The sequence below is a fragment of the Vreelandella halophytica genome, from assembly GCF_968193635.1.
The window spans coordinates 969,738-984,441 of record NZ_OZ309107.1 but is presented as its reverse complement, the minus strand read 5'-3'; the positions used below and the strand labels follow the sequence as shown (position 1 = coordinate 984,441).

The 14,704-nt window shown below is 57.2% G+C and carries 18 protein-coding genes; 9 read left to right on the top strand and 9 right to left on the bottom strand.

Annotated features, from left to right (window positions below; all coding sequences use genetic code 11):
* Positions 1 to 12: 12 nt before the first annotated feature.
* A complete protein-coding gene (locus tag ACWHXT_RS04640; RefSeq protein WP_447957432.1) occupies positions 13 to 993 on the bottom strand; it encodes a zinc-dependent alcohol dehydrogenase in 981 nt (326 codons plus the stop codon).
* Between the two features lie 296 nt (positions 994 to 1,289).
* On the opposite strand from ACWHXT_RS04640, the gene ACWHXT_RS04635 reads away from it, so the two are divergent.
* The 5 genes from ACWHXT_RS04635 to modC all read left to right on the top strand — a co-directional run bounded on the left by ACWHXT_RS04635 (position 1,290) and on the right by modC (position 5,157).
* Complete coding sequence (locus ACWHXT_RS04635) at positions 1,290 to 2,015, top strand: CDP-alcohol phosphatidyltransferase family protein (protein ID WP_447957431.1); 726 nt, start codon at positions 1,290 to 1,292, stop codon at positions 2,013 to 2,015.
* 80 nt (positions 2,016 to 2,095) lie between these two features.
* Entirely contained in the window at positions 2,096 to 2,464 is a 369-nt protein-coding gene (locus ACWHXT_RS04630) for a winged helix-turn-helix domain-containing protein (protein ID WP_447957430.1), read from the top strand.
* Between the two features lie 101 nt (positions 2,465 to 2,565).
* Complete coding sequence (modA, locus tag ACWHXT_RS04625; RefSeq protein ID WP_447957429.1) at positions 2,566 to 3,357, top strand: molybdate ABC transporter substrate-binding protein; 792 nt, start codon at positions 2,566 to 2,568, stop codon at positions 3,355 to 3,357.
* A complete protein-coding gene (gene modB, locus ACWHXT_RS04620; RefSeq protein WP_447895406.1) occupies positions 3,354 to 4,052 on the top strand; it encodes a molybdate ABC transporter permease subunit in 699 nt (232 codons plus the stop codon). Before modA ends, modB begins: the two co-directional genes overlap by 4 nt.
* Before the next feature lie 4 nt (positions 4,053 to 4,056).
* Positions 4,057 to 5,157 (top strand): molybdenum ABC transporter ATP-binding protein, encoded by a 1,101-nt coding sequence (gene modC / locus ACWHXT_RS04615; protein WP_447957428.1) that lies wholly within the window; start codon positions 4,057 to 4,059, stop codon positions 5,155 to 5,157.
* A gap of 51 nt (positions 5,158 to 5,208) precedes the next feature.
* On the opposite strand, the gene ACWHXT_RS04610 is transcribed toward modC, so the two are convergent.
* Entirely contained in the window at positions 5,209 to 6,057 is an 849-nt protein-coding gene (locus tag ACWHXT_RS04610) for a LysR family transcriptional regulator (RefSeq protein WP_447958007.1), read from the bottom strand.
* Between the two features lie 130 nt (positions 6,058 to 6,187).
* Here ACWHXT_RS04610 and ACWHXT_RS04605 point away from each other — a divergent pair, with 130 nt between their 5' ends.
* Complete coding sequence (locus ACWHXT_RS04605; protein WP_447957427.1) at positions 6,188 to 6,889, top strand: FMN-dependent NADH-azoreductase; 702 nt, start codon at positions 6,188 to 6,190, stop codon at positions 6,887 to 6,889.
* A 240-nt stretch (positions 6,890 to 7,129) separates the two neighbouring features.
* Here the strand turns inward: ACWHXT_RS04605 and ACWHXT_RS04600 are convergent, their stop codons facing one another.
* From ACWHXT_RS04600 to ACWHXT_RS04580, 5 genes are all read right to left on the bottom strand, one after another.
* Entirely contained in the window at positions 7,130 to 7,564 is a 435-nt protein-coding gene (locus ACWHXT_RS04600; protein ID WP_447957426.1) for an acetyltransferase, read from the bottom strand.
* Positions 7,565 to 7,591: 27 nt separating this feature from the next.
* Positions 7,592 to 8,008, bottom strand: coding sequence for a hypothetical protein (locus ACWHXT_RS04595; protein ID WP_447957425.1), 417 nt, complete (start codon positions 8,006 to 8,008; stop codon positions 7,592 to 7,594).
* Between the two features lie 208 nt (positions 8,009 to 8,216).
* Entirely contained in the window at positions 8,217 to 8,897 is a 681-nt protein-coding gene (locus ACWHXT_RS04590; protein WP_447957424.1) for a DUF2268 domain-containing putative Zn-dependent protease, read from the bottom strand.
* A 172-nt stretch (positions 8,898 to 9,069) separates the two neighbouring features.
* Positions 9,070 to 9,666 (bottom strand): hypothetical protein, encoded by a 597-nt coding sequence (locus ACWHXT_RS04585; RefSeq protein ID WP_447957423.1) that lies wholly within the window; start codon positions 9,664 to 9,666, stop codon positions 9,070 to 9,072.
* A gap of 192 nt (positions 9,667 to 9,858) precedes the next feature.
* Positions 9,859 to 10,272 (bottom strand): DUF6559 family protein, encoded by a 414-nt coding sequence (locus ACWHXT_RS04580; protein ID WP_447957422.1) that lies wholly within the window; start codon positions 10,270 to 10,272, stop codon positions 9,859 to 9,861.
* Positions 10,273 to 10,685: 413 nt separating this feature from the next.
* Between ACWHXT_RS04580 and ACWHXT_RS04575 the strand changes: the two genes are divergently transcribed.
* Both ACWHXT_RS04575 and ACWHXT_RS04570 read left to right on the top strand, forming a co-directional pair.
* The gene (locus tag ACWHXT_RS04575) at positions 10,686 to 11,183 is read left to right on the top strand and encodes a hypothetical protein (protein ID WP_447957421.1); all 498 of its coding nucleotides are present in this window, start codon (positions 10,686 to 10,688) and stop codon (positions 11,181 to 11,183) included.
* 68 nt (positions 11,184 to 11,251) lie between these two features.
* Positions 11,252 to 12,490, top strand: a complete 1,239-nt coding sequence (locus tag ACWHXT_RS04570; RefSeq protein ID WP_447957420.1) for a hypothetical protein — start codon at positions 11,252 to 11,254, stop codon at positions 12,488 to 12,490.
* Between the two features lie 148 nt (positions 12,491 to 12,638).
* Here the strand turns inward: ACWHXT_RS04570 and ACWHXT_RS04565 are convergent, their stop codons facing one another.
* Positions 12,639 to 13,151 (bottom strand): alpha/beta fold hydrolase, encoded by a 513-nt coding sequence (locus ACWHXT_RS04565; protein WP_447957419.1) that lies wholly within the window; start codon positions 13,149 to 13,151, stop codon positions 12,639 to 12,641.
* Between the two features lie 12 nt (positions 13,152 to 13,163).
* On the opposite strand from ACWHXT_RS04565, the gene ACWHXT_RS04560 reads away from it, so the two are divergent.
* On the top strand, positions 13,164 to 13,544 hold the full coding sequence (locus ACWHXT_RS04560) for a hypothetical protein (protein WP_447957418.1): 381 nt from the start codon (positions 13,164 to 13,166) through the stop codon (positions 13,542 to 13,544).
* On the opposite strand, the gene ACWHXT_RS04555 is transcribed toward ACWHXT_RS04560, so the two are convergent.
* The gene (locus ACWHXT_RS04555) at positions 13,529 to 14,260 is read right to left on the bottom strand and encodes an SDR family NAD(P)-dependent oxidoreductase (protein ID WP_447957417.1); all 732 of its coding nucleotides are present in this window, start codon (positions 14,258 to 14,260) and stop codon (positions 13,529 to 13,531) included. The two genes, ACWHXT_RS04560 and ACWHXT_RS04555, sit on opposite strands and share 16 nt — an antisense overlap.
* Positions 14,261 to 14,704: the final 444 nt, after the last annotated feature.

Below are 14,704 nucleotides of genomic sequence, written 5' to 3'. Positions count from 1 at the left end.
GCGATCAACCGATTAGGTATAGTGAATACGGTGGCAAAGCGTCCGACTTTCGGGCCCGAAAAGTGTGGGCGCCAAAGCGGGAAACTCGTTGAACGAGCATTCACCGCTGATCAGGTGGTCAAGCCGGGCGTCCGCGAGCAGGGAAAGCGCAAGCGTTAGCCGCCGGCGGTAATCCCAGCGCGGTTTGAGCGCGGCGGGTAGCTGACCTACCTGGCTTGCCTTGATGGAAAGCCGCTGGGAGTGAAAGGCGCCGCCGAGGGCAAGCGATGTCTCGCCTTCGCCAAACCAACTCATTTCGATCAAGCGCCCTTCGCTACCCAAGAGGCCCAGCCCCAGGCGCAATCCTTCGCCGTGCCCGCTGGCATGAATCACGCAGTCCTGGTCGGCCGGCGCGTCTTCCGGGGTGCAGAAATCGACACCCAGCGCCTTTGCAAGTACGCGGCGCTCCGGGTTGATGTCGATAAGGTGCACCGTCACACCCGGGATCTGCGCGCACAGATAAGCCACCAACGCCCCCACTACCCCTGCGCCCACGACGCAAAGTTTCTCGCCCAGCCGGGGGTTGGCATCCCACACCCCGTTGATGGCGGTTTCCATATTGGAGGTGAGGACCGCGCGCGAGGGCGGGATGGCGTCGGGCAGGGGCAGGACCGCCTTTGAAGGCACGACAAAACGGGTTTGGTGCGGGTAAAGGCAAAAGACGGTTTGATCCAGCAACGACTCGGGGCCCTTTTCGACCACGCCGATGTTGCAATAGCCATACTTGACCGGCGTTGGAAAATCCCCGGATTGAAAGGGCGCGCGCATCCGGGCGTATTCGCTCTCGGGCACCCGCGCGTTGAAGACCAACGACTCCGTTCCCCGGCTTACGCCGCTATAAAGCGTGCGCACCTGAACCTGGTCTTCGCTCAAGGGGGCGAGGTGTTCAGACTGAATTTCGCCCACGCCGGGGCGCTTGATCCAAAAGGCATCCGCCGTTTCCATCAGCGCCATAGATTCGATTCCCTGTGAATAATGCGTTTTATTGTCCAACGCTTAAGCATTGCCAGGTTTTCATCACTTTTCAACGTCATGAGTTCTTTTCATTAACCTTAGCCTGGCTTAGTTTAGATGACGACAAGCCGGACAAACCCAGCCGGTCTTTCATCAACATACCCTTTATACAGGTATAGACAAAGCCAAAAACTTATACAAAGATCATATTTTCAAAATATAAACATACAACATAGAACACGACCTGGAACACAACATAGAACATAGATGCGGCCTTGCCCGCTTTGTGAGTTGCCATGCCACTTTTGACCGATACCCTCGCAGCAGGGCTATTCAAACGCCTTTACAGTGCGTTCGAACTGGCCCTGGGGGCATTACTTCTCGTCGTGATCGGTACGTGCTTCCCCCTTTTGTTACCGTCGCTAGCGACCTGGGGGCTGACCGCGGCGATATATAGCGTAATCACCGGTTTGACCCTGTATTTCTGGCGCTGCGGGCCGCTTGGCTGGGCCAATCGGGTCACGCTGGTGCGGAGTGTTTTAGTGGCGATCATTGCCGGCGCGCTGGCGGGTGACGCCTTTATCGAGGCGATCTGGCTGTGGCTTGCGGTGGCCGTGGCCTCCTTGATGCTCGACGGTGTCGATGGGTTCGTGGCCCGCAAAACCGACAGCCACTCGCACTTTGGCGCCCGCTTCGACATGGAGCTCGATGCGCTTATGATTTTGCTGCTGTGCATCGGCCTTTTGCAGCTCGAATCCCTCGGCGCTTGGGTGCTACTCATTGGCGGTATGCGTTATCTGTTCGTGCTGGCAGGCTGGCGGCTTGACTGGCTCAAGGCGCCGCTTTTTGCGAGCTTTCGGCGTAAAGCGGTGTGCGTTTGGCAGGTCCTGGCGCTATTGCTCGCGCTTACGCCGCTCACCTCCCACATGACGGCGAGCCTACTAGCGCTCAGCGCGTTGATCGCCTCCGCCTACTCCTTCGGGTACGACACCTGGTGGCTTTATAGGCAGCCGCGCCACTAAGCCGCCTTGTTGGCAAGCCCACTCTACCCCGGCCCGGGCGGCTGCTACACTGGCGAGGTTGCGTTTTTCCGGAGCCGACTGTGACCCGTACCCACCACCCCGCCCCCACCTTTCAACTGCGCCTGGCGCTGCACCGCGATGTCATCATCGGGCCCGGCAAGGTGAGCCTTCTGGAAGCCGTCGACCAAACGGGGTCGATCTCCGCCGCCGGGCGCGAACTCGATATGAGCTATAAAAAAGCGTGGCAGTTGATCGATACCATGAACGCGCATTTTACCGGCCCTCTGGTGGCCACCCATGCCGGCGGTAGCGAGCGTGGGGGCGCCCAACTCACCGAGCTCGGCGCGCTGGTGATTCGCCACTACCGCACACTGGAGCGGGCCACCGAGCACTGCGAAGATGCCCAGGCATTGCTGGCACTTCTAGCTCCTACCGGTGAGGAGGGCTAACCCATAGAGCGTGCTCTCGATCGAACGGACTGGCTTGATCCTGACCGTTATTGCCGCTACTCTCCGCTATATCCAAACGGAAATAGCGGGAGCTGATCACGATGAAACCTCTTCTTGCACGCCCGCCGCTGGCCGCGCCGCTGCTTCTCTTGTTTGCGCTGTCGGCCGAGGCGGCGGACAACGTTCATGTGGCCGCCGCGGCTTCGCTCACCGATGCCATGGATGAGGCCATCGCCGCCTTCGAGGCCGACCACGACATTACCGTTACCCCGGTCTACGCGTCATCGTCGACGCTGGCGCGCCAGATCGCCAACGCCAGCCCCGCCCAGGTGTTTCTCTCCGCCAACGTCGAGTGGATGGACTGGCTGGAGGAGCAAGGCATCGGCCTCACCGAGCGCCGGGACCTGCTGCACAACCGTTTGGCGCTGGTGACCGGCAACGAGAACCCGGCCGCCTTCACGCCCGGCGAGGATGGCACCATCGATACCCTGCTGGCGGACAGCGAGCGGTTATCCGTCGGCGACCCGGATCACGTACCCGCGGGCATCTATACCCGGCAGGCCCTCGAAGCACTGGGCGAATGGGAAGCGCTAGCGCCCCGGCTGGCGCGGGGAAGCGACGTACGTGCCGCGCTTGCTCTGGTGGAACGCGAGGAGGCGCCGGTGGGCGTGGTGTACCAGACGGATGCGCTGGCAAGCCCCCGGGTACATACCCTGGGACTGTTTCCCGCCGATACCCACGAGCCCATCACCTACCCCGTCGCGCTCATCGGCGCCGACGATGCCTCGAAAGACGCGACCGCCGCGCAAACGCTACGGACCTGGCTCGAAAGCGACGAGGCGCTGGCCATCTTTGGCGAATACGGTTTCGCGACCGACACCGACATGCCATGAGCCTGACGCCCGCCGAGTGGGAAGCGATACGGCTTAGCCTGTTGATCGGCGGGGCGGCGGTGGCGTGGATTTTGCCGCCGGGTATCGCCGTGGCCTGGTGGCTGGCCCGCTTCGAGTTCCGCGGCAAGGCGTTAGTGGATGGTCTCATTCACCTCCCCCTGGTGCTGCCCCCCGTGGTAGTGGGTTACCTGCTGCTGGTCACGCTGGGCCGCCAAGGGGTGGTCGGCGCGTGGTTATATGCCACGCTGGGGGTGTCGCTGCCGTTCACCTGGCAAGGAGCCGCCGTGGCCAGCGGCGTCATGGCGTTTCCCCTGCTGGTCCGGGCGCTCAGGCTCTCCCTCGAGGCGGTAGACCCCAAGCTCGAGGCCGCCGCCAGCACGCTGGGCGCCAGCCGCCTGCGGGTTTTCAGCACCATTACGCTGCCGCTGGCCGTGCCCGGGCTTCTGACCGGCACCGTGCTGGCCTTCGCTCGGGCGCTTTCCGAGTTCGGCGCCACGATCACCTTCGCCTCGAACATTCCCGGCGAAACGCGCACGTTGCCGCTGGCGCTCTATACGCTGATTCAATCCGCCGGCCAGGAGGGCGCCGCGGCGCGGCTCTGCCTGATCTCGATCGTGATCGCCCTGGCCTCATTGATCGCCTCGGAGTGGCTGGCCCGGCGCACCCGACAACGCTTGCAACAACGTGATGGCTAATCCGATGTCCACGAACCCCGCCAGGCGGCTAAGGCTCAGCGTCGCCAAAACGCTGGGCGAATTCGAGCTCGACGCCACTCTGGACTTACCCGCCAACGGGGTGAGCGGCATTTTTGGCCCCTCGGGCAGCGGCAAAACCAGCCTGCTACGCCTGATTGCGGGGCTGGACCGCCCCAGGTCGGGAACGATCACCCTGGGCGAGCAGACACTGCTGGATACCCGACTACGCCGCTGTACGCCCGTTCACCGCCGGCGTATCGGCGTGGTGTTTCAGGAAGCACGGCTTTTCCCCCACTACCGGGTGCGCGGCAACCTCACCTACGGTATGCCCCGCCCGGCGCCGGAGCGCTTCGATGACGTCGTCGAGCTTCTGGGCATCGAGGCGCTGTTGGAGCGCATGCCCGGCACGCTCTCCGGCGGCGAGGCGCGCCGGGTTGCTATCGGCCGGGCGCTTCTGAGCGAGCCGCAGCTTCTGCTGATGGACGAGCCGCTGACTGGGCTCGACGGCGCGCGCAAGGACGAGCTTCTGCGCTATATCGCCAGGCTCACCCGCCAGGTCGACATTCCGGTGGTGTACGTCAGCCACGACGCCGATGAGATCGCCGCCATTGCCGACCACCTGGTGGTCATGAACGCCGGGCGCGTGGTGGCAAGCGACACGCTGGACACGCTGCTGCAGCGCTTCGATTTGACCTCACTACTCGGCGGCTTCGATGCGGCCTCGCTGCTGGAAGGTAGCGTCGAATCCGTCGATCATGCTTACGGCTTGACCTGCCTGGCGCTGGACGAGCAGCACCGCTTGGTGCTGCCCGGCGACGCCGCCCCGGTGGGTAGCCGCGTGCGCGTACGCATTCCCGCCCGCGACATCGCCCTGGCCCTGACGCCGCCGGCCGACACCAGCTTTCGCAACCAGCTGCCAGCCATCATCGAGGACACCGCGACGCTACCCGAGACGCCCCACTCGGTCGAGCTTCTCTTGCGCCTTGGCCGCTTTGGCCTGCGCGCCCGGCTAACCCGCCACGCCTTCGAGGCGCTTGGGTTGAAAAAAGGCATGGCGGTGACGGCGCTCATTCGTAGCGTCTCCTTCAATGCGCTCCAGCGCTAAGCCCAGCGGCTACCGCGAGGAGCACATTAGAACGCATTGGCCTGCAGGTTTTTAACCAATGGACGCTTTTAGCCACTCGATCAGCGCTTGAATATTCAGGCTGTAATCCCTGTGAGATACGGGTGTGTAATAGCAAAGGTTCGAGTCAACCAGGTGGTTTGAAACGGCTTTGAGGGTACCGGTATTTAGGTACCCAGCCACCAGTGTCTGCGAGCAAAATACCAGCCCCTTGCCGGCTATCGCTTGATGTATGCCGTACAACTCCTGATCGAAGTAAGTGATCACAAACGTCTCGGGTGGCACTGCGGTTTTCGTGAGCCACTCGGCCCAGGGCGGCGAGGGTAAGCGGTCATTTTTCCATCGCGTCATGAATACGGTGCTCGCTTGCCTACAGGTCATCTTTTCGATTACCGAGGCCGCGGCATACAAGCCAAAGCGCTCCTCTTTCACAATGCGATCTGCGCCCACCTGGCGAGCGTCGCCCAAGCGGACTGCCAACTGGCTTATGGGCGAGCCGATCGTTTCACCGGTCGAAACCTCTACCTCCAGCGGCGCATGCTTCTGGTGAAAGTCATAAAGCAGGGGGATCAGCACCAGTGCAGCAAACGAAGAGGTGGTATCCACCCGGATACGCGAGGCATCCAGCTTGAGCTCATCGAGCACAGTTTGAATGGTTTGCAGACCTTGAGTGGTAGCGCTTGAGAGCCGCTGGCCTTCGGCGGTCAGCGCTACTTGGCGATTTTGGCGGTGAAACAGCCGAACGCTCAAACGCTTTTCAAGGTTGGCCACGTGGTGGGATACTCCGGTGGGCGTGATCGCCAACTCATCGGCCGCTTTTTTAAAACTGCCCAAACGCGCTGCAGACTCGAAGGCCTTTATCGCGTGCAGTGACACCTTCATCATTCTCACCCTGCCATTGTCGACTACTTTCAGCTGATTTTAACTCATCTTTCGGGTATTCAAGTCATTTGTCGCACGCGTCTTGAACGCCCAGCATGATGGCTCTTATCCACTACCGGTAGAACCCAAGATGCGCACACTACTCCACATCGACGCAAGCGTTCGTAAAGCCTCCAACCCTAACCCTAGCCATGATTCGATCTCCAAACGGATCGCTCAGGCATTCATGGATCAATGGCGGCACTCGAATGAAAAGGATGCAGTGATCTATCGCGACGTAGGGGTTCACCCGCCAGCGTTTATCGACCAAGCGTGGATAGGGGCGGTGTTCACCCCTGACGAGCAAAAGGATACACAGCAGCGTGCGTCGCTGGCACTCTCCGATGAGCTAATCGAAGAGCTGGCGCAGGCGGATATCATCGTGATGTCGTCGCCCATGTATAACTACGGGATGCCCGCCCCGCTCAAGGCGTGGTTCGACCAGATCATACGTATCAACAAAACGTTCAGTTTCGACCTGGCGCGCGGCGACCATCCGATGAAACCGATTCTGGCCGGTAAAACCCTGGTGCTGATTAGCTCCTGCGGGGAGTTCGGGTTTGGTCCGGGCGAAGTGCGCGAGCACATGAACCACCTTGGCCCGCATATCAAGACACTGAGCAAATACCTGGGCGTCGAGGCCTTTTATGAAATCAGCGCTGAGTACCAGGAGTTCAACGACGAGCGCCATCGTCAGTCCGTGGCCGACGCCTTCGAAAAAGCCAGCGCCCTGGCGGCAGAGCTTGCCAATGAAACAGAGGGCGCGCCTCTGACTGAGCCAAAGTCAGCCTAAAAGAAACTACAGATAAACGGCCCGCCCCCAAGCGGCAATGATTGGGGTGGGCGAGCACAATGGCTAGTCAGGTAAAACGGCACGCGGGCTCTGTAGCAAAGTGTCTCCTCACTTTCTCTACCGTCCATGGCTTTGTCGATTAATCCGGCACTAATACGACTTTCCCAGCGCGGATTAAGCCTTCATAGCTTGGGGCTCAAGGCTTACCCTTTGCTTAATTGCCGCCGCCGTCACCGCCCGCTAGCCAAGCACCATGTGTAGTAGCGGGTAAGGTTTGCCCAGCCCATCCACCGGTGAGCGCCCCACCACCTTGAAGCCCAGCCGCTGATAAAAACCCAGCGCCTGCACGTTCTGCTCGTTCACATCGACCTTGCCGACGCCCTGCTCTTGAACGGCGTGCTCGACCAGCGCTTTGCCGATGCCTTGGTCTCGCGCGTCGGGGGCGATGAAGAGCATTTCGAGCTTGCCATCGCTTACGCCGCTGAACCCCAGGACCTCGCCGCCGGGCGCGCGTATCATTCGCAGCGTTACCGCATCGAAAAACTGCTCGAAAATGAGCGGCTTGAGCATCAACAGATCGTCTTCGACGAGAAAATCGTGGGTGGCGCGCACGGAGGCTTCCCACAAGGCAATCAGCGCCGAGTAGTGGGCTTTATCGGCTTTTTCTATGTTCATCGTTTTTCTCGATTAACGGCGTAGTGTTTACGGCGGCGTTACCTCGATAAACCATGCCGGGTGCATGGCCTCGAAGTCGGTGCGTACATTGGCGGGCAGATAGCTGGCGGAATCCAGCACCACGGCTTGGCCCTCTTCACGCTTGAACACGACCCAGTGCCAGAAGGGCTTGCCGCCCCTTTGGTGCGGTTTAACCGCCAATAGCGCCAAATCCGGTAATGCTTGCCAGCAGTCGAACGGGATTTCCTGCGGCGAGGTCGTAACCCCCGCCTGCGCCAGCATTCGCCGAACGTACTGAGTGTCGGACCAAAGCGACTCGTCTTCGGCGTGAATGCCCATCGCATTGGCGGTGGCTTTCATCTCCGGGTAGGTTTTACCCAATATGTTGGCGACGGAGGCAATGCCGCAGCCGGTAGTTTCTTCCTGTATGACCGACGTTATCAAACTCGTATTCCTTTTACTTACATGCGATGAACACGCTTTACCAAAACCGCCGCCCAGGTAGCGCTGCGTTGGGAGCATCAACTGGGCGATATACCGCTGACGCGCTCCACCAAAACGACGCGCATTCCTGAAAACCTGGCGCCCAAGTGGGATTGAGCCGCGAAGCGGGCGTTTGAATGTTACTCGCCTGAGCCAACGCTTTAAGTCGCTATAGGGTACCGGCAACGCGCGGGGGTTCAGGCCCGACGTCGGCCATCGCTAAAATCTCATTGGTGGGTACGTTCACCAGTGCCGCCGCGGATTTACCGCTGGCGCGAATCGCGCGTTCGGCAATCCAGGTGCCCGCGCGATAGCCTATCCAGCGCCGGCCGTCGTCGTGGCGAATCATCCACTGGAAATAGGGCGCGGTCACGGGCAGTGCCAGCAGCTCCTCGACCCACACGTTGACGTTAGCCGGGTAGTCGCCCCAGGGCGTGCGCCGCCCGCCTACGTCACGCTCGAACACGGTGGCCAGCCCTTCACTGATCACGCCCTCCATAAACGTCGTGCGCGGCTCGTCACGATGGATCACCCAGCCCCGGGCCAAGTGATGAAGCTCATGAAACAGCGTATAGCCAAGCTCTTGGCGGGCGATGTCGGCCACGCCTTGCGGGCGCTCACCATCGACGGTCCAGCCGACTCGCGTGGCAGAAATCGCCAGCCCCATTTCGCCGGTCTCGGGAATCACCGTCTTGCCGGTCTGGCAGGCGAGCTCGATGTCATCGGCAAGCACCGGCAAGTGCGCCCGAACCTTGGGCTCGATCTCGAAGCAAACCCGCTCGATAGCGTCGCGGGCGTCGATTGAAAAATGGCGGCCATCGCGGGTATCGAGGAATAGCGGGGTAATCATTAACTCTCTCCACTGACATTTTCCTAGGTGGCATTACTTTCGTCGCATCGCCATCTCGTGGTAATTCATCCTATAAGTCATGAAGACAAGAGGAACCGCCCCCACCGCATCAACAACGATCACTACTGGCGAAAAGCCCGCTACGATAAAGTTTTGATCCTGAATTCAAGATCTAAGGGCCATGAATACCGTATGACACCGCAAAGAGTGCATAAAGCGGTATCACGACCGCTATCGTCGCTGCATCGAAGGCTATGGCGACAGGTGTTGCAATCACACGGCCGGCAGTATCGAGGGGAGTAGTGGGCATTTTCATGCGCACCGGGTACTCGTTTTCGAGTTTTTGAAGTGGTAAATCACCTTCAATGATATATCTTTCGCCTTTTAACGAACTCATCAACTGATAGTGATCGCCCGCCTCATCCAGCGTAAAGCCAATCGCAGTCAATTGATCGATAAGTTCATCTGAGGGGGTCTCTTCGCGAAGCGTAAGCGCTACGCTGCCGGTAACCGCGTTTGAACTCGTAAGGGTGAAATAGCTGAATCCGGGTGCAAACTCGACCTCTCGACTGAGCAGCAGCGCTTGGCCAAGCTGTTGTTGTCCGGAAAACAAATAGGCTTCTCGACGAGTCGTGATCACCACATCGTTCGTTTCCGTGTTCACATAGAAGCCGTTGACATTAACGACCCGCTCGGGTTCTTCATTCCAGAGCTTCACGGTACAACCCGCAAGTAACATACAAACAAGTACTATCAGCCACCGATACATGGTCCACTCCCGCATTTAAAGTATAATTTAAACAGACCATACACGAACAGTGTTCGATAATTCTAGAGGACAGGCTCAAAAATGGACATATCACCTTACATTTGCCCAATCGTCATCGTCTAAAGTGATGTAGCGATCGTTACCAAGCCCCTACCTTTTGCGTAGGTAAAGCGACATTGAATCAGCCGCCACTCAAGGGCCGGAACCGCCATTACCTCCGCCACCGCACCCCTCTCCCATATCGCTACCGCCGTCGCTTCCTCCCGCAACACTGCTGTCGTCATTCGAATAGAACTTCGCGATATCGCTGGCGCTAAAATCGGCATTGCCGTTGAAGTAGCGGTCACCGACTTCCTGACATAACGTGTGGTAATCAAACCCTATCGCCATCGCAGGCTGACCATGCCAGAACTTGAACGGATCTGCGTATATGGCAAGCGCATAGTGCACGTATTGAGCGTTCAATCCCGAGCGCTCGATACTGCGTCTGATCTGCTCTGGGTTGCACCCTCCAGAGCGGCCATAATCATTCAACAGTATGTTGGGCAGCTGCTTGATGTACGAATCGAGAGCGCGCTTTTTCCTGAATTTTTCCCATATCCACACAGAAACCTCCCAGTTTTGGGTTAACGCTTGATAGCATGCGCAACGTACGGAGAAATGAGCAATAGAACGAAGCAGGCTCGTCCAGGCATCCCTCCCCTCAATGAGATTATGCGTCTTTTGACGAAGCTCGTAATACTCTTGATCCGCCCCAAGGTATTCCTCGCTTTGCCACTGTTCGCCTGAGCATGGCTGAAAGGGACGAGCGCTAGCGCGTCAGCGCAATACGAGGCGAGGTGTCAGATACTTCATGAAGATTGTGTGTATGACATCAGCGACATTTTGTATAAACCGTTTTAAATGCAGGGTTGCCCTCGATACATGAAATCTTGTTAATATAATCTTCTGCGCAGTTCATAAGCACTATCAGTTTCAAACCACTATCAGCTTCAAACCACAATATCAAGGTAATACCCATGGATGAGAATCAGGACAAATACTCGATAGATGCCTTTCCTATAGAATTCGAAGCAACTGATGAAAGCGCTTCGCTCTCCGCTGCGGCTAATACGATCTTCATCATAGCGGGATGCGTATTTGCCATCGCAGCGTGTATTATCATTTTCGGGCCGAGCTCCATCAAAGTCTCCTATTCCGGACCTACTTTTACGCAGTTCTGGCTCCTGTACCCCGGACCGATCGCGACCCTGGCCGGCTTGGCGATCTTTGGTGGCCAGCAGTTAAAAAACAAGGCGATCAATGAAAGAAATACAACGCTCGAACGCCATATCACTGAGATTGCGGGAGCCAATCTGGAAAAACTACCGGATGGCTATACTTTGAACCTGAATAAACAAGGTAGCGACACTTATCAGCTGAATGTAGTACCGGTAGAAGAGATGCCCGACTCGACACAGGAAGAACATCTTTCGCAAGCACCTGACACGTCCGCGAAAAGAGAAGAAAACGTATAATCCACGTACGGTTATCCGTCAACACTAGACAACCACCGCTCCATGACATCTATCGAGCCGAGCCCACCATGTTTCACATCTTGAAAGAACTCTATTGGCTGCGCTCATCACACGAGCCCCGCCTTGATAGACACCGTTACTGGCTGGCTGTTTATTTACTCTTGTTATTGCAGTATGGCAGTATCATGGTTAACGCATTAATAGTCATATTTTACAACAATATCAACACAGCCACTGGGCCAGAGTGGATATTAGACATTTATTTAGCGCCACAGATGCTGGAGGGCCTCGTAGTAATGCTCCTGCATCTACTAGTAGGGATCAATGCATTTGGTCGTTTCTATGGCGTCTTGGCTGGCATAGGCACCTATTCTTTGGGCGTTCTTGGCAGACTACTATTGGCACTCGCGAATTCATACGACCCATCACGACTCATTGGGCATACTACGTTCGTGCTGCTGGGACTAGCCGCTATCGGTATCCTGGCGTTGGCGATGGGTTGCAAGCTCCGTCCTCTGCGCGATATCGCTCCGGAACATGCACTCCTGCGCAAGCGAGAAACACTACCTTACGTCAAGCAACTGGATTGCATCGAATTTCTAGGTCGTTTTCTACGCGCTCAATTGGTCCTGCTCATAGTGGCTGTACTGCTTGCCTGGCCTTTTAGCTGGAGCCTTGATCATCCAGACAAGATCGCGAAAATGCTCACGAGCGATAAATTCCATTTCTGGCTGCGAACTGCTGGAATTATTATGGTGATTGGCGGTTTATGGTGGATAAAACGCCTCGTAGTCTACCTTGATGAAATCAAGAAAGGCGGCTTGGCACTGTGCTACTGTCTACTCACGCTCCTCATTGGCGTCGCTGTTGCCGTCGCAGTACGCCTGATGGTTTGGTCTTCTACCAGAACAAACCACTCATTTTACATCAGTTATGCAGACGCAACTCAATATACACTGATGGCCGGTGGTTTTTGCCTGCTATTGCTTACATTTGGCGGGGCCATCTGGCTAACCGTCCTGATCGCCAAGCGGCTCAATACACTTACCAATGTCGCCATTCCCATTGTTTTAGGCGGACTGGCGCTGATGGCTGTCATCGCATTCGGCTCCCTATTTCTGACCAAGCAAGATTTTTACGACAATGCCTGGCTATATGTACTGGCCAAGTCAGCGATCACCAATCTGGTGATAGCCAGCATTGGCGCACAAATTTACCTGATCACCCAACCTGCGGCCAAACCATTTAAAGATAAGGCGGAAAAACCGACTCTAGAGCCTCAGCCTACCGCAGCAACCGACACTTGATTTTCACCCCATGCTCGATAGTAAGCCGTACATGGGGCAACAAGCGTCATCAAGGAGAGATTCCTGAGTCGCTCTTCTTGCAGACTTCAGACTACGGTTGACGCAGCCCCTCGAGCAGCACTTCATGGTAGCGCTCGGGCGCCTGAATCTACGGCGAGTGGCCAAGCTCGGGAAACGCGATCAGCGTGGCCTGGGGAATCGCATCGCGGGTTTGCTCGCCCAACTCGTCGTAGTGGCCCAGGGCCTCCTGCACGTCTTCCGGCGCGCGGCCTTTACCAATGGCGGTATTGTCCTGCTCGCCGATCAACAGCAGCGTGGGCACCTCGAGCTCGCCGAACTCGTGCACCACCGGCTGGGTGAAAACCATGTCCGAGGTCAGCGCTTGGTTCCAGGCGACCAACTCGCCGTCTTCGCCTTCGTACATGCCCGCCAGCATTTCGACCCAGCGGTCGTACTCCGGCTCCCAATTGTCCACGTAGTAGGTGCTTTGCTGGTAGTCGCGAATGCCCTCCGCAGTGGTTTCGAGCTCGCTTTCATAGCCCTCATCGATGCTTTGATACGGCACGCCCAGCGCTTTCCAGTCTTCCAGGCCAATCGGGTTGACCAGCACCAGCTGCTCGGTTTGATACGAGTACATCAGCGTAAAGCGCGTGGCTAGCATGCCGCCTGTGGAGTGGCCCATAACGATGACGGTATTGCCCCCTCGTTCATAGAGCAGTGCCTGGGTCTTGTGCGCCAACTGATGAGAGCTGAACTCGAACCGTACTACCGGGTAGGCGTTATTGATGTCAGAGAGCTCACCATCAAATACCGGTGTTTCCTCGGCGGCGGCGCTGCCAACCGCGCCGATGGCGAGTGCCGTGCCAATAGCGCTTGTCAGCAGCGTGAGGGAAAATGTGCCGCTTGCCCCCGGATGAACAAGGCGTTTCAGGAAGACAAAAAGCCCTCTTTATCACTCAAGAGGGCTTTTGCGTTTAAATCCATTTTGGAGCGTTACAACGGCCCATCAAGGTGGCTTGAATGGGTCATGCTCAGAAATTATACAATCGAATAACCCCCATCAACCGGAATGATGGCGCCTGATACAAAAGAGGCGGCGGGCGAGCACAAAAAGGCTACCACTTGCGCAATCTCTTCGGGCTCACCAAAGCGATGCATCGGCGTACGTGCTTTCGTCGATTTCTGCGCTTCTTCGGGTAGCGCGTTCATTAGCGAGGTTGCCACCCACCCCGGCGCAACCGCGTTGACGCGAATGCCGTCCTGAGCGTATTTCGCCGCCAGCGACTTGGTGACCTGATCCACGGCGCCTTTACTGGCGCTATAGGCAGGGAACGCATCCGAGCCGAATATCGCATACATGGAGGAGGTATTGACGATACTCCCCAGGTCAGAGGCCTTCAAAAGCGGCTGGGCGAGCGTGCTGAGATGAAACGCCGAGTTGACGTTGATGTCCATGATCTTCTTGTACAGCGCATAATCGTATTGCTCGGACGGGCAAATACCCGCCGCATTGAACAGGATATCCAACTGATCCAGCTTGGCGAAGAAGCTTTCTACTTTCTGTTCATCGGTCACATCCATTTCAAAGGCGGAAACATCCAGCCCGGCGGGCACCTCGAGCTTGTCGGCCTCCAGTCCCAGCGCGTACACCTTCGCGCCCAGGTTCGCCAGGTAGAAGGCGGATGCGGCGCCCAGTCCTTCGTTGGTGGTGGCACCGGTCACCACGGCGACGCGGCCTTTTAACAGGTCACTTTGAAACGTTGCTGCCATTTTGATTACCTCTCGATTTACCAGACGACTCCACTTTGACTTGTTTATTACAAACTAAAGAAAATCATCGACAATGAATTAAAACAAGCCGTTACCACGCTTCAAACGTATACCTTTTAGCTGAAAATTCCAATTCATGAGGGCACATTAATGAACCTATTACCCTTGCGATCTTTTAGTTCCGACCTTTTACATGATGTTATTTCAGCAAGATAAAGGGGGCGGTATTCAGAAGCAGGGCATAGGCACAAGTCGTTCCCAGTAAGGCGTGAGAGGCTGATAACTTTGCCGGCAATGCGCGGCGGTAATACAACAGTGCCCAGCGCCTCGATTTCAACGACCCAAGCCAGTGGGCCATCTAACGCTAACCCGCCTTCTATGCGTTCGCTTTTCCTCCTGTTTTGCTCTTTGCCCTTCCATGGCGACAACCCACACACCCCAAAC

Coding starts and splice junctions, on each gene's coding strand:
- ACWHXT_RS04640 (WP_447957432.1), bottom strand. CDS start 993: ATGGCGCTGATGGAAACGGCGGATGCCTTTTGGATCAAGCGCCCCGGC.
- ACWHXT_RS04635 (WP_447957431.1), top strand. CDS start 1,290: ATGCCACTTTTGACCGATACCCTCGCAGCAGGGCTATTCAAACGCCTT.
- modA (WP_447957429.1), top strand. CDS start 2,566: ATGAAACCTCTTCTTGCACGCCCGCCGCTGGCCGCGCCGCTGCTTCTC.
- modB (WP_447895406.1), top strand. CDS start 3,354: ATGAGCCTGACGCCCGCCGAGTGGGAAGCGATACGGCTTAGCCTGTTG.
- modC (WP_447957428.1), top strand. CDS start 4,057: ATGTCCACGAACCCCGCCAGGCGGCTAAGGCTCAGCGTCGCCAAAACG.
- ACWHXT_RS04610 (WP_447958007.1), bottom strand. CDS start 6,057: ATGAAGGTGTCACTGCACGCGATAAAGGCCTTCGAGTCTGCAGCGCGT.
- ACWHXT_RS04605 (WP_447957427.1), top strand. CDS start 6,188: ATGCGCACACTACTCCACATCGACGCAAGCGTTCGTAAAGCCTCCAAC.
- ACWHXT_RS04600 (WP_447957426.1), bottom strand. CDS start 7,564: ATGAACATAGAAAAAGCCGATAAAGCCCACTACTCGGCGCTGATTGCC.
- ACWHXT_RS04590 (WP_447957424.1), bottom strand. CDS start 8,897: ATGATTACCCCGCTATTCCTCGATACCCGCGATGGCCGCCATTTTTCA.
- ACWHXT_RS04585 (WP_447957423.1), bottom strand. CDS start 9,666: ATGTATCGGTGGCTGATAGTACTTGTTTGTATGTTACTTGCGGGTTGT.
- ACWHXT_RS04575 (WP_447957421.1), top strand. CDS start 10,686: ATGGATGAGAATCAGGACAAATACTCGATAGATGCCTTTCCTATAGAA.
- ACWHXT_RS04570 (WP_447957420.1), top strand. CDS start 11,252: ATGTTTCACATCTTGAAAGAACTCTATTGGCTGCGCTCATCACACGAG.
- ACWHXT_RS04565 (WP_447957419.1), bottom strand. CDS start 13,151: ATGCTAGCCACGCGCTTTACGCTGATGTACTCGTATCAAACCGAGCAG.
- ACWHXT_RS04555 (WP_447957417.1), bottom strand. CDS start 14,260: ATGGCAGCAACGTTTCAAAGTGACCTGTTAAAAGGCCGCGTCGCCGTG.